Origin of the sequence: Pectobacterium odoriferum (genome assembly GCF_009931295.1) — a bacterium.
GTDB classification, from domain to species: Bacteria; Pseudomonadota; Gammaproteobacteria; order Enterobacterales; family Enterobacteriaceae; genus Pectobacterium; species Pectobacterium odoriferum.
This window is the reverse complement of the sequence record NZ_CP034938.1, coordinates 4,439,024-4,453,369: the sequence shown is the minus strand read 5'-3', so window position 1 is coordinate 4,453,369 and position 14,346 is coordinate 4,439,024. Positions and strand designations below refer to the sequence as shown.

Here is a 14,346-nt window from a genome sequence, read left to right as displayed (position 1 = left end):
TCTTAATTGCCGTCAGGAGGCTCTCTCCTGACGGTTTCCTGCTACTACTTATCTATCCCTTCGAATCCGCTATCTTATCCTTGTGGGATAGGCGGAAACACGTCGTCTGGAATCGGGTTCTCAAACGGTGTCTGCTGCAATCTTTCCTGATGGTCGGCTTTCGCCTGTGCAATCAGTTCGGGCGTGACCAGCAGATCGATAGCCAGTGAGGCCATCGCTTTCGCCGCGTACTCCGTGCCCTTGTGTGCGGCACCGGTTTTCCCCTGTGCGACCAGCTGCCACGAATGCGCCGGTGTGCCGATGGCATAGGTGGCGCTGCGAATCTGCACGGTCGGCACAACCCAACTGACCGTTCCCACGTCGGTAGAGCCGATGAAGGCGTCATTCGGGCTATACAGCGGATAAATTCCGTCATGCAGCGTTAAGCCCGGCTGTGGTTTAACGCCGAAACGTGCGTAGGATTCGGCAATGTCTTCGGCGCTCAGCGCGGTCTGGAACATCGCTGCCATTTTGCGGTCTTCGTCATCGAACGGTATCGGGCCGAGCGCCAGCAGATGTTCGTGCATACGCGCTTCCAGCGGCGGGTTTGCCAGCAGATTGGCATCGCCGCTAATCACTTCGCTGCTGACTTCGGTTTCTGTCATCAGCGCCGCGCCTTCGGCAATTTTCTTCACGCGTTTGACCAACTGGTGCAGTTCCGGCAACTGACGTGCCCGTACGAGGTAACGCACGGTGGCGTTGGCCTGAACGACGTTCGGCGCGTGGCCGCCGCTGTCGGTAATCGCATAGTGGATGCGGGCAGAGGACGGCATGTGCTCGCGCATGTAATTCACGCCAACGTTCATGAGTTCTACGGCATCCAGCGCGCTGCGTCCCAGATGTGGGCTGCTGGCGGCATGAGCCGCACGACCTTTGAAGTAAAAATTCAGTTCGTTACAGGCCAGCGATACTGGGCTGTTGACGCCAGTGAAGGTCGCTGGGTGCCAGCAGAGGGCGATATCGACATCGCTAAAAACGCCTTCCTTGACCATAAAGCCTTTGGACGATCCGCCTTCTTCCGCAGGGCAACCGTAAAAGCGTACGGTTCCAGCCAGTGCGTGCTTTTGCAGATAATCTTTCACTGCCGTCGCCGCCTGTAGCGCTGCGGTGCCGAGCAGATTATGTCCGCAACCGTGGCCGTTGCCACCGTTTTCCAGCGGCTTTGGCTCAGCGACATTCGCCTGCTGGCTCAGGCCCGGCAGCGCATCGTATTCACCCAGAATGGCGATAATCGGCAGACCTTCGCCGAATTCTCCCAGCAGCGCGGTCGGCATGTCGGCGATGCCTTTCGTCAGGCGGAAGCCTTCTGCTTTCAGGACGGCTTCGTGCTGTGCCGCCGAACGATGCTCTTCGTAGTTCAGCTCCGGCGTATCCCAGATGCCGTCGCTCAGCGTACAGAACTGCTGCCGCTTAGCGGCAATCAGATCGCAGATCTCTTCCACGTTCTGGCGATTAACGGCCGGCAGCGTTCCTTCAGTGTGTGTTGCATTCATGCGTGGTGTGCTCGTTTGATTTCTTTGATGGCATTGGCGAGGGGCGTGTCACAGCCAGTCAGCCATGACACGCGACTTAGCAATTGGGTAACGCTTAGAGCGGCGTGGTGTCCATGCCGAACCATTTTTCGCTCAGCTGTCTGATGGTACCGTCTTGTTTAGCTTGATCGATTGCCTTGTCGAACATAGCTTTCAGCTCAGGATCGCTTTTACGCAGGCCAACGGAAGAACCGCTGCCCAGAATGCCGCCGATGAACTGTGGCCCTGGCATCACGATGTTGTCATTGCCCGGTTTGTCCGTTGTGCTTTTCAGGTAAGGCGCGGAAGCGATGACCAGATCCACACGGCCTGCTTTCAGATCCAGATCGTGTTCCTGTGTGGTTTTATATTCGCGTACTTTCATCACGCCTTTCATATATTTATCCAAAAAGGCGCTGGCGATAGAGGCGGATTGTACGCCAATAGTTTTGCCTTCCAGCAGCGGTTTCAGCTTCTCAACCTCTGCCAGTGCTTTTGCTTCATCGGCGGGCTCAATGGAGAAACGTACGCCCGCATCTGGGAAATCTTTGGCGAGTGAGCTGGATTTTAGCACGGCGAAAGTCTGCCCTGACTGCGTGTACGGCTGGCTGAAATCAATCACTTCACGGCGTTTTGCCGTGGCGGACATACCTGCGATGATTGCATCATATTTACCCGCGTTTAGCGCAGGAATAGCGCTGGCGAAGGGTTGAACCATGATCTCACATTTCACCTGCATGTTGTTACACAGCACTTTGTACAGCTCGATCTCCATACCATCCAGCGTACCGTCTGGTTTGGTGAAGTTATACGGGTGGTAAGCGCCTTCGGTCGCGATGCGGACGGTCGTCCATTTTTTCTCTTCTGCTGAGGCAGTGAATGAGGCAGCCAGCGTTCCTGCCATACACAGCGAGCAGGCGAGCAGTGTGAGTTTTGATTTTATCATGGTGGTTTCTCCCGGCGTTTTATATCGTTATATTTTGTTTATTTCCCACCACTGTAACGAGAGTGGTGGGGTTGTGTTTACCAACTGGCAATAAATTGCCGGAAGCGAGCCGACTGGCTGGCAGTGAAAACGTGCTCCGGCGTTCCCTGTTCTTCAATTTCCCCCTGATGGAGGAAGACGATGCGGTTGGAGACTTCGCGGGCAAAATCCATTTCGTGAGTCACGACCAGCATGGTCATCCCTTCGTCCGCCAGCGTGCGCATGACGCGCAGTACTTCACCGACCAACTCTGGGTCGAGCGCGGAGGTCGGTTCATCAAACAGCATCACTTTCGGTTCCATCGCGAGCGCGCGGGCAATCGCGGCGCGCTGTTGCTGACCACCGGACAAATGTGCGGGATAGTAGTGACGCTTATCTGCCAGACCGACTTTCTCTAACAGCTGTTCGGCGTGTTCCACGCACTGCGCCTGTGGACGCTTTAAGACGTGCACGGGCGCTTCGATGATGTTTTCCAGCACGGTCTTGTGTGACCAGAGGTTAAAATTCTGGAACACCATGCCCAACTGAGTGCGAATTCTGTCGATCTGTTTGAGGTTCGACGGGCGGTTCTGCCCTTTGCGGTTCGGCTTCATTTCAATGGCTTCTCCGCCGACGATAATCTCGCCCTGATCGGGAAGCTCAAGCAGGTTGCTACAGCGCAGCAGCGTTGATTTACCTGAACCGGACGATCCCAGAATTGAGATGACTTCCCCCTGATTGGCCTCAATCGAAATCCCTTTCAGGACGTCCAGAGAGCCGAAGCTTTTATGAATGTTGCGCAGGCTAATGGCGGGTGTCGTCATTGCAGATCTCCCAATTTCTTAATTTTTTTCGCTGCCGGTTGCGCACCCGGCGCACGGAGATGAGGGGTAAGCGTAAATTCTATCCACATCAATAGACGTGTCAGAATAAGGTTAATAAACAGATAAATAGCACCGGCGACCAGGAAAACTTCGAGCGCTCGGTAGGTTTCCGCGATGAGGCGTGCGGCGATCCCAGTGATTTCCATCAGCGTGATGATGGAAGCCAGCGAGGTCGACTTGACCATCGAAATCAGTTCGTTGCCGTAAGCGGGAAGCGCCTGACGGATTGCCAGCGGAAAAACGATACGCTTGAAAATCATGAACGACGGCATGCCGCAGGCGCGTGCCGATTCGATCCGGCCAACCGGAACGGACTGCAATCCGCCACGAATAATTTCGCTGGCATAGGCACCGGTACACAGGCTGAGCGACAGCAGGGCGCACCAGTGTGGCTCCCGCAGGAATGGCCAAAGCATACTTTCCCGAACCCAAGGAAATTGCCCCAGCCCGTAGTAAATCAGGAACAGCTGAACCAGCAGCGGCGTACCGCGGAAAAACAGCACGTAGGTCCGTGCAATGGAGCGCAGGACGGCAAAGGATGACAACTGCATCAACGCCAAGCCCAGCGCTAGAAAGAAGCCCAGAAAGACGGAGCTGACCGCCAGTTGCAGGGTTAACGGAATACCGGGAATAATCTCCAGAAACGTTTCGTACAGAAAAGGAAAATCCATCAGCGTTTCACACCCCGGGAATAATGAGACTCAGCACGGCGCATAATCCAGCCGGAACAGATTGAGATAGCCAGATACAGCAGCGCGGCCGCCATGAAGAAATCAAACGGTTTGCCGGTAGAGCCTGCGCCAGTTTGCGCCTGCGTCAATAGTTCAGCGACGCCGGTAACGGAAACCAACGCGGAGGTTTTCAGCACCAACTGCCACACGTTGCCGAGTGGGGGGATCGCGTGGCGCAGCAGGAGCGGTATGATGATGCGGCGCAGGCGCAGTAGCGTTGGCATACCGCAGGCTTTGGCGGCCTCAATTTCCCCTTTGGACACGGCGTAGAAGGCACCACGGTAGACTTCCGTCTGCTGTGCGCCGGAGGAAATGCCGACGGCGATTACCCCTGCGAGGAAGCCGGGAAAGCCAAAGAACTCATTGCTGCCAAACAGTTTGGCGAGCAGGGTTAACGCAGAGCTGCCGCCGAAATACAGCAGGTAGATGATGAGTAGATCGGGGACGCCACGGATAAGCGTCGTGTAGCCATCAGCCAGATAGCGCACGGGGCGATTGCCGCAAATTTTGGACCAGGCACCGATCGTGCCGATCACCGCTCCCAGCAGGAAGCCGCCGATCGCCAGTGCGAGCGTCATTCCTGCCCCAATCAGTAATAATTTCCCCCAGCCATGTTCACCAAAACTGATGAGCTGCCAGAAAGTAACGTCTTCCACAAGTGACTCCAAACTGCTTGCTTATTGTTCTGCTAAACAGAACTGTTTTTGTGATGAGAGGACTACATACTCCGTTCAAGAACGGGAGTAGAAATACGTAATGACGCGATGTATCACCCTTCGATATGGACTTATTCGATGAGGCACTCATTTCGATAACCGCGATGGCTTGACGATGAAATCGGTTCGATAGGAACGATTCAGAGGTCGTGCCGCGAATCTATTAGAAAACTAAGCAATAGTCGGGCCACGTTTTACGTAAACGATTATTGATTATTTATTCATATAGTCTGCTTATTAATGGGTTTTGTTTTAGTCAAAATAAGGCAGATGTGGCCTGCGGTAAAGCATTAAAGTGACATTTTGTAAGGGAGTACGTTCAAAATAGTGCATTGTTATGCTATCTGGCGGGGCATTGCATTATGATGGTGCAATAACCGCTATCCGGCAGAGCGGATAGCGGGTGAGTAGAGCGATAGGGAGAGGATTATGCTGTCTGGTCAGAGAACCAGCTCAATTTTTCCCGCAGCCCGACAACGTTGCCGATGATGATCAAACTCGGGCTGCTGGCCTGCTGCGCTAATTCGCTCAGTTGGGAGAGCTGTCCACTCAGAACGCGCTGTTTGGTTGAGGTGCCGTTTTCGATAATCGCGACAGGCACGGTTTCCGGTAACTGCTGTTCGATGAGCTTACTTTGAATGTGCTCAGCCTGCTGAAGGCCCATGTAAAACACCAGCGTCTGTTTTTCCGCTGCGAGGCTGGACCAGTCCAGATCGGTGTCGTGTTTGACGTGTCCGGTGATCAGCCTGACGCCCTGCGAGTGATCGCGATGGGTGAGCGGGATTCCGCTGTAGGCTGAACAGCCTGATGCGGCGGTAATACCGGGTACGACGGAGAATGGTACGCCCGCCTGTTGCAGGTGTTCCAACTCTTCGGCACCACGGCCGAAGATAAAGGGATCGCCGCCTTTCAGCCTGACGACACGGTGGCCCGCTCGCGCTTTTTCTTCCAGCAACTGATTGATTTGATCCTGAGGAACACTGTGATAGCCAGAGGCTTTGCCGACGAAGATTCGCTCGGCGTCACGGCGTGACAGATTGAGAATCTCTTTCGATACCAGTCGATCGTAAACGACGATGTCGGCCTGCTGGAGATGCTGTAGCCCTTTCAACGTCAGTAATCCTGCGTCGCCTGGCCCAGCGCCGACCAGCGTCACCTCACCCCGGTCATCGAGCGGCGCGGAGAAAAGCAGTTCCGTCAGTTGTTTAACGCTCTGGCTATTGTCATTGGCCAGCGCCTGCGCCAGCCGATCGTGCACGAAAAGCTTTTCCCAGAAGCGACGGCGTGCGCTCATATTACGGAATCGGCTTTTAACCCTGCTGCGCAATGCGCCTGCGTATGTCGCCAACTTACCGAGATTTTGCGGCAGAATACTTTCCAGCTTTTCCCGCAGTAGCCGAGCCAATACCGGTGCGGCACCGCCAGAAGACACCGCGACCATCAGCGGTGAACGGTCAATGATCGACGGCATAATGAAGCTGGCGCGTTCTGGAGAATCAACCACGTTGCAGAAAATCCGGCGCTCGCTGGCGCTGGCATAGACATGGTTATTGACGTCCTGATCGTCGGTGGCGGCAATCACCAGCCATACCTCATCCAGTAACGTGGGATCGAAGGTGCCGTGTACCAGCGTTAGTTGAGCATCCTGCTCCCACGCCAGAAATTGATCGTTAAAATCGAGCGCATTGACGGTAATCACTGCGCCAGCATCCAGCAATAGCCGGGCTTTGCGCTCGGCTATTTCACCACCTCCTACCAACAGACAGGGTTTATCGTGCAACTGACAGAATATTGGTAGGTAATCCATGTAACGCCTCTTGAAAACTCAGATTGTGGTGTGTCCTGCGCTGTACGCAGGACACTGCCCATTAGGGCTAGGGTAATGGTTGGCTATTATCAACCGCTACGTCACTGTCTGCGATGGATATTTGCACATTACCGTTTGTTACCTGAGTATCATAAGCTGCAACAGAATAGGCTCCATCCTCCAGACAGAAGCCATCATAAAGGCGGAAATGCTGTTTTTTCAACGGGCTTGCCACCCAAAGATCGTCCTGATGCTCGCCGACTATCCCACGGCTTAACACGCTAGCCTGTGCGAAAGGGTCGATATTACTGATGGCGTAAACCTGCTCATCGTTACGTGGGCGGAAAACGGCGATCTGTTGCTGCTCGACGAGCGCACAAACGCCAGTGCCGGGCAGGATGTCGTCTAACTTACATACAGTAGTCCACTGGCTCATGCGCTTTCCCCTTCCCGTTCAATCTGTTTCACCGGAATGCGCTCGGCAGGGCGCGCCGGACGGTGTTGTTGACGTTCACTCACCATTTGCACATTCGGGTCACGGTCAGGGCTGTTAATGAAGTGGGCAAAGCGTTTCTGTGCTTCTGGATCTTCCAGCGTCGCCTGCCATTCGCAGATATAGCCTTCTCGCAGCCGTACGATATCGGCTTCAAGCTGATCGTTAATGCCCAGTTTGTCTTTCACTATCACATTGCGCAGATAGTCGATGCCGCCTTCGAGGTTATCCAGCCAGACGGACGTGCGCTGGAGCTTATCTGCCGTACGGATGTAGAACATCATGAAGCGATCCAGATAGCGGACTAAAGTCTCGCGGTCTAAGTCAGCTTCCAGCAGATCGGCGTGGCGTGGCTTCATCCCGCCGTTACCACATACATAGAGGTTCCAGCCTTTTTCGGTGGCGATAATCCCCACGTCTTTACCCTGTGCTTCTGCACATTCCCGCGTACAGCCGGAGACGCCAAACTTCATTTTGTGCGGCGTGCGGATACCTTTGTAGCGGTTTTCCAGTTCTACACCAAAGCCCACGCTGTCGCCGACGCCAAAGCGGCACCAGGTGCTGCCGACGCAGGTTTTTGCCATACGTAACGCCTTGGCGTAAGCGTGGCCGGTTTCAAATCCGGCTTCGATGAGCTGAGCCCACACGTCAGGCAGATCGTCTTTCTGTACGCCAAATAGCGCCATGCGCTGAGAGCCGGTCATTTTGGTGTACAGGTTGTATTGCTTCGCGATGCGACCAATGGCGATCAGGCCATCCGGCGTGATTTCCCCGCCTGCGGAACGTGGGATCACGGAGTAGGTGCCGTCTTTCTGGATATTGCCGAGGAAGTTATCGTTGGAATCTTGCAACGGCGTGTGCTGCGGTTTGAGCACGTACTCGTTCCAGCAGGAAGCCAGCAGGGAGGCTACGGTCGGTTTGCAGACCTCACAGCCGTAGCCTGAACCGTGTTTCTCCAGCAGTTGATCGAACGTTTTGATTTTTTCGATTTGGATGAGGTGATACAGCTCTTGACGCGAATAGGCGAAGTGTTCACACAGGTGATTATTGACTTCGATCCCCTGTTTGCTGAGTTCCGCGTTTAGCACCTGCGTAAGCAGCGGGATACAGCCGCCACAGCCCGTACCGGCTTTGGTGGTTTCCTTAAGCGCCGCGACGGTATGACAGCCGCCGTTAATCGCTTTAATGATGTCGCCTTTAGACACGTCGAAACAGGAGCAGATTTGCGCACTTTCTGGCAGCGCATCGACACCCAGCGTCGGTTTCGCACTGCCAGCGGATGCAGGAAGAATCAGTGCTTCAGGAGAATCCGGCAGCGGAATCTTGTTCAGCATGAATTGCAGCAGGTTGCCGTAATCCCGCGTGTCGCCGACCAATACGGCCCCGAGCAGCGTTTTATTGTCGGCGCTGACGATCAGACGTTTGTAGGTTTCTTTATTTTCATCCAGCCACATGTAGCTGCGAGAGCCCGGCGTATGGCCGTGTGCGTCGCCAATCCCGCCGACATCGACGCCCATCAGCTTGAGCTTGGCGCTCATGTCGGCACCCTGGAATCGGTTTTCATGCCCTAACAGGTGGTCGACGGCAACCTGCGCCATCTTGTAGCCGGGGGCGACCAGCCCAAATGGCCGGCCATGCCAGGCGGCACATTCGCCGATAGCGTAGACGTCCGGATCGGAGGTTTGGCACCAGTCGTTGATCGTGATACCGCCGCGTGGGCCGATTTCTAGTGCACACTGGCGCGCCAGTTTGTCCTGCGCGCGGATACCGGTAGAGAACACGATAAAGTCGACTTCCAGCGTGCTGCCATCGGCAAATATCATCGTCTTGCGGTTTTCCAGACCGGAGTGCTGAATGGCCTGCGTATTCTTGCTGGTGTGCACTCGCACACCCATGTTTTCAATCTTGCGTTGCAGCAGGGCGCCGCCCTGTGCATCCAGCTGTTCGGCCATGAGCACCGGGGCGAACTCGATGACGTGCGTTTCCACGCCAAGGTGTTTCAGCGCGCCAGCGGCTTCCAGACCTAGTAGACCCCCGCCGATCACCGCGCCGCGTTTGCTGCGGCGTGCGCAGTTTTCGATGGCGTTCAGGTCTTCAATCGTGCGGTACACGAAACAGTCTTGCCCGTTTGAGCCTTTAATGGCAGGGATCCACGGATAAGAGCCGGTGGCCATAATTAACTTGTCGTAATACACGGTACGGCCGGAATTGGAGTGAATGGCTTTTTCACTACGGTTGATGGTGATGGCGCGTTCACCGAGTAGGACGTTAACGCCATTTTTTTCGTAGTAGCCTTCGCGTACTAAAGAAAGCTCTTCTACCGTGTGGTGAGCGAAGTAAGAAGAGAGGTGGACACGATCGTAGGCGACGCGGGGTTCTTCACAAAAAACGGTAATATCGTAGGTGGACGTTGGGGCCTTATCCAGCAACTCTTCGATAAAACGGTGGCCAACCATCCCGTTACCGATAACAGCGAGTCTGACTTTGTTCATTTTTGCCTCAAAATTGCTTCTTCTGAGGTTACCTTATCGCTCCACCGTGGGCGCTTATTGATGTACATCAAATTGTCTTTTATATACTACTTTATGAGTATCTCGCTGATTTTACTTATTTTTTATTAAGCCTTGGTTTTTGTTGGGGTTTTAGCGACTGACCAAAATGAGATCTATAGCACGCTTTTGGTCAGAAGCCGATTGGTTAGCGGCCAATCTGCTATCAGAGTAATCGTCCCTCTCGTCAATCATTCACGTTCCTGAGCGTTTAAAAATAAAACTAAGGGATTATCCATCTTTTTAGTAAGGATATGAAATTTTCTGGTGATAATGCTCACAGGTTTGTGTGCAATTGCACAGTTATCGACGACATAATTTCGTCATATGGAAGAAATTGCCTAATGACTAACGGCGTCACAACCTTAATAATTGAAAATAAAACAGCATTTTTTTTTAATTAGTACGCTATTTCTTTTTTGTGACATTGATCGACTTATGAGGCCGTACCAGAAAAATAGCGGTGCTTTTTATCGACAGGACCAACACAGTTAGTGAAGTTATTCTTTAATTATTTATGTGGTTTACATTCATCATCGTGTACATGAGTTGTGTTAAACATCAAGGCAGGTAACAACGTGAAAATAGAATCAATTGATGTCACCGTCTTCACTTATCCCACACGCCGGGTTTCCGACAGTGCGGGTCATTCACACCCGGGAGCCGAGAATCAGGCCAAGATGGCGCTGTTAACCATCACGGCAGATGACGGTCAAAAAGGTTACGCTTTCGCTCCGCCGGAAGTGATTCGTCCTCATATCGTTAATGCTTTCTTCCGTAAAGTGCTGATCGGGCAGAACCCGTTCGATCGTGAGCGCCTGTGGCAGGATCTGGTGCACTGGCAACGCGGTAGCGCCAACCAACTGACCGACCGTGCGCTGTCGATTGTGGAATCCGCACTGTGGGATCTGCAAGGTCGCGTGCTGAATATGCCAGTGCATAAACTGCTCGGCGGCTATCGTGAAAAAGTCCCCGCTTACGGTAGTACCATGTGTGGTGATGAGCTAGAAGGTGGCTTATCTACGCCAGAGGAATACGGCCAGTTCGCAGAAAAGCTGGTGCAGCGCGGCTATAAAGCCATCAAGTTGCATACCTGGATGCCGCCAGTGTCATTCGCGCCTAGCCCGAAGATTGACGTACAAGCCTGTGCGGCAGTACGTGAAGCGGTCGGCCCAGATATCTGTCTGATGCTGGATGGTTACCACTGGTACAGCCGTAGCGATGCGCTGTACATCGGCCGTGAACTGCAAAAGCTCGATTTCACCTGGTTTGAAGAGCCGATGGAAGAACAGAGTATGGCGTCTTACAGCTGGTTGACCAAGAGTCTGGATATCGATGTCATCGGGCCGGAAAGTCTGTCAGGCAAATACTTCAGCCGTGCTGACTGGGTTAAAGAAGGCGCATGCGACATTTTACGCGCGGGCGTGCAAGGCGTGGGCGGTCTCTGGCCGTGTATGAAGGTCGCGAGCCTGGCAGAATCCTTCGGTATGGACTGCGAAGTTCACGGTAACGGTGCGCCAAACCTCAACGTCGTTGGGGCGATCAAAAACTGTCGCTGGTATGAGCGCGGGCTACTGCATCCTTTCCTCGATTATGACGAACCTGCTGCGTATCTGAATTCGATTGTCGATCCGATGGACAACGAGGGCTTTGTGCATCTGCCGCAACGTCCGGGGCTGGGAGAAGATATTAATTTTGACTGGATTGAGGAGCATACCCTAAGTAAAGAATAACGTTTTGTTCTATACGAATAGTTTTGTTCGATCTGAAAGATAGCCTTACCTAAAAAATAAAAAGTTGTCGTCTTCCATGCTCCCACACCTGGAGAATAATGATGAAAGCACGCGCAATACTCCGTACCCTGTTGTTAGGTTCACTCTGCATGGCCGCAACGCCGGCCATTCTATCGGCAAAAACCCCTGACGATCAGCTGATCGTAGGGATGAACATGAACAATATGCTCTCACTCGATCCGGCTGCCATGACCGGTAACGAAGTGGTGGGCATTATCGTCAACCTCTATGACTCGCTGGTGGTGCTGGATCCCGCCAATCTGAGTAACATCCTGCCTTCTCTGGCGAAAAGCTGGAGCGTCAATGATGCGGGCAACGTCATTACCTTCAATCTGGTGGATAACGCCAAGTTCCATTCCGGTAACCCCGTGACGGCGCAAGACTTTGCCTGGTCGATGAAGCGTCTGCTTAACCTCAACATGGCACAGGCCACGACGTGGAAATCCTACGGTTTCACTGCGGAAAACGTGGAGAAAATGATCCGCGCCAAAGACGCACACACCGTTGAAATCGAATTGCCAAAACCGAACGATCCAAAACTGGTGCTCTACTCGCTGGCGACGCTGGGTAGCGGCTCGGTGCTGGACAGCAAAACGGTTATACAGCATGAGAAAAACGGCGACTGGGGCAACGGCTGGCTGACTACGAACGAAGCGGGTTCCGGCCCGTTCAAGCTGGACGTGTGGCAGGCGAAAGACGTGCTGCGCATCAGCAAGGTTGAGAACAACTGGCAGGGCGACGCGAAAATGCGCCGCGTGATTTTCCGTCACATGACCGAGTCACAGGCGCTGCGCCTGATGATTGAAAAAGGCGACATTGATGTTGCCTCTGGGATGTCGGTGCCGGATATCAATGCATTGAAACAAGATAAAGACGTTGTGGTTGATGAGGTGAAAAAAGGCACGCTGTACTACGTTGCAATGAGCCTGAAAAATGAATACTTCGCTAAACCGAAAGTACGCGAAGCGGTTCGTTACCTGATTGATTACGATGGCGTCAATAAGACGGTAATGCCTGGCTATGGTTTCTATCATCAGCGCCCTATCCAGAAAGGGATGGATGCGACGTTGCCGGATCCTGGCTACAAGCTAGATGTGCCACGCGCCAAGGCGCTGCTGGCCGAAGCGGGCTACCCGAATGGGTTTGAAACCACGCTGCGTGTCCTGTCCGATCAGCCGTTCCTGAATTTAGCGACGTCGGTACAGTCCACGCTGGCACAGGCGGGCATCAAAGCCAAAATCATCTCCGGCACCGGTAATCAGGTTTACGGCGCGATGCGCGATCGTAACTTCGATATGCTGGTCGGCCGCGGCGGTGGCGGCGTCGATCCGCATCCTCACTCCAGCCTGCGTTCTGTTGTCTATAACCCAGATAACAGCGACGAAGCTAAACTGACCAACTTCCAAGGCTGGCGCACCTCTTTCTTCGACAAGCCTCTGAACGACATGATCGATCAGGCGCTGTTGGAGAAAGATCCTCAGAAACAGAAGCAGATGTATATCAACGTGCAGAATCGCTATGAAGAACTGTTCCCGGCCATCATTCCGGTGTCGCAGATGATCGATTCTGTGGTGTTGCGTAAGGACGTGAAAGGCTATGTGCCGCATCCGTCTTCTACGACGCATCTGCGTGAGGTGTATAAGCAGCGCTAGTGTCCACACGTTAAACCGGATGATTAGTCGATACGTTCCCGGCTAATCATCCCGATCAGATACGTTAAAAAGAGATGACCGCGTGAGTGGTGATTTGCTGTCGCCGCTCACCGGGATATCAGGAGAAAGAACATGGTTTTCTCTGATTGGATCAAGCCGGGTGGAGTACTGCGTCGTTTGGCAAAACGTCTGTTTCAGGTCGTCGTCACGCTGTTCGGATTATTAATCCTGACCTTCGTGATTGGCCGCGTGATGCCAATCGACCCCGTCCTGGCTATTGTCGGACAGGATGCCGACCAAAGTACCTATCAACAGGTTTACCAACAGCTGGGGTTGGATAAGCCGCTGTATGTGCAGTTCTTTATTTACTTCAATTCACTGATGCATGGGGATTTGGGCAATGCACTCCTGACCGGGCGACCTGTCATGGATGACATTATCCGTGTTTTCCCTGCCACCATCGAGCTTGCCACTATGGCGATTATCGTGGGTGCCGGTCTGGGCGTGCCACTCGGTGTGCTGGCTGCGGCGCGACGCGGTAAGTGGGCGGATTATGTGGTGCGTTTTATCAGTCTGGCCGGTTATTCCACGCCAATATTTTGGGTCGGGATGATGGGGCTGCTGGTGTTCTATGCCTGGCTGAACTGGGTTGGCGGTGCCGGACGGGTTGATATGGCCTACGACGGTCTGGTGGAGAACCGTACCGGTCTGCTGCTGGTAGATTCGCTACTGGCGGGCGAGTGGGATGTGTTCCGCAGCGCGCTGAACCATCTGGTGTTGCCTGCCACGATTCTTGGTTTCCACTCGCTGGCCTACATCAGCCGCATGACGCGCAGCTTCATGCTGGCGCAGCTTTCGCAGGAATACATTATTACCGCGCGAGTGAAAGGGCTGTCTGAGTTCCGTGTTGTCTGGGCGCACGCGTTTCGCAATATTCTGGTTCAGCTTCTGACGGTGGTGGCGCTGGCGTATGGCTCGCTGCTGGAAGGCGCGGTACTGATCGAAACGGTCTTCTCATGGCCGGGCTTTGGTTCCTATCTGACAGGCAGTCTGCTGCTGGGGGATATGAACGCGGTTATGGGATGTGTGCTGCTGGTCGGGTTGATCTTCGTGACGCTTAACCTGCTGTCGGACATGTTGTATCAAATCTTTGATCCGAGGACGAACGCATGAATATTTCCTCTGAGCCGCCTGTCAGCCGCGAATC

At 53.7% G+C, this 14,346-nt stretch carries 11 protein-coding genes; 3 read left to right on the top strand and 8 right to left on the bottom strand.

Features of this window, described 5'->3' with window-relative positions:
* Window positions 1-74: 74 nt before the first annotated feature.
* The 8 genes from EO763_RS20125 to nirB all read right to left on the bottom strand — a co-directional run bounded on the left by EO763_RS20125 (window position 75) and on the right by nirB (window position 9,637).
* Window positions 75-1,532 carry a M20 family metallopeptidase gene (locus EO763_RS20125; RefSeq protein ID WP_161529992.1) on the bottom strand — a complete coding sequence of 486 codons (1,458 nt, stop codon included), beginning with the start codon at window positions 1,530-1,532 and terminating at the stop codon, window positions 75-77.
* 94 nt (window positions 1,533-1,626) lie between these two features.
* Entirely contained in the window at window positions 1,627-2,496 is an 870-nt protein-coding gene (locus EO763_RS20120; RefSeq protein WP_161529991.1) for a transporter substrate-binding domain-containing protein, read from the bottom strand.
* Window positions 2,497-2,573: 77 nt separating this feature from the next.
* Window positions 2,574-3,338, bottom strand: coding sequence for an ABC transporter ATP-binding protein (locus tag EO763_RS20115; protein WP_161529990.1), 765 nt, complete (start codon window positions 3,336-3,338; stop codon window positions 2,574-2,576).
* Complete coding sequence (locus EO763_RS20110) at window positions 3,335-4,069, bottom strand: ABC transporter permease (protein ID WP_161529989.1); 735 nt, start codon at window positions 4,067-4,069, stop codon at window positions 3,335-3,337. Before EO763_RS20110 ends, EO763_RS20115 begins: the two co-directional genes overlap by 4 nt.
* On the bottom strand, window positions 4,069-4,785 hold the full coding sequence (locus EO763_RS20105; protein ID WP_010277628.1) for an ABC transporter permease: 717 nt from the start codon (window positions 4,783-4,785) through the stop codon (window positions 4,069-4,071). The genes EO763_RS20110 and EO763_RS20105 overlap by 1 nt, the downstream gene beginning before the upstream one ends.
* A gap of 487 nt (window positions 4,786-5,272) precedes the next feature.
* Complete coding sequence (cysG, locus tag EO763_RS20100) at window positions 5,273-6,652, bottom strand: siroheme synthase CysG (RefSeq protein ID WP_161529988.1); 1,380 nt, start codon at window positions 6,650-6,652, stop codon at window positions 5,273-5,275.
* Between the two features lie 67 nt (window positions 6,653-6,719).
* Window positions 6,720-7,088 (bottom strand): nitrite reductase small subunit NirD, encoded by a 369-nt coding sequence (nirD, locus tag EO763_RS20095; protein WP_103199167.1) that lies wholly within the window; start codon window positions 7,086-7,088, stop codon window positions 6,720-6,722.
* Entirely contained in the window at window positions 7,085-9,637 is a 2,553-nt protein-coding gene (nirB, locus tag EO763_RS20090) for a nitrite reductase large subunit NirB (protein ID WP_161529987.1), read from the bottom strand. Before nirB ends, nirD begins: the two co-directional genes overlap by 4 nt.
* Before the next feature lie 635 nt (window positions 9,638-10,272).
* Between nirB and EO763_RS20085 the strand changes: the two genes are divergently transcribed.
* The 3 genes from EO763_RS20085 (at window position 10,273) to EO763_RS20075 (ending at window position 14,312) form a co-directional block, all read left to right on the top strand.
* Window positions 10,273-11,427: a mandelate racemase family protein gene (locus EO763_RS20085; RefSeq protein WP_103199182.1), complete on the top strand. Its 1,155-nt coding sequence runs from the start codon at window positions 10,273-10,275 to the stop codon at window positions 11,425-11,427.
* A 101-nt stretch (window positions 11,428-11,528) separates the two neighbouring features.
* Window positions 11,529-13,139 (top strand): ABC transporter substrate-binding protein, encoded by a 1,611-nt coding sequence (locus tag EO763_RS20080; RefSeq protein ID WP_161530452.1) that lies wholly within the window; start codon window positions 11,529-11,531, stop codon window positions 13,137-13,139.
* A 132-nt stretch (window positions 13,140-13,271) separates the two neighbouring features.
* Window positions 13,272-14,312 (top strand): ABC transporter permease, encoded by a 1,041-nt coding sequence (locus EO763_RS20075; RefSeq protein ID WP_039492138.1) that lies wholly within the window; start codon window positions 13,272-13,274, stop codon window positions 14,310-14,312.
* Window positions 14,313-14,346: the final 34 nt, after the last annotated feature.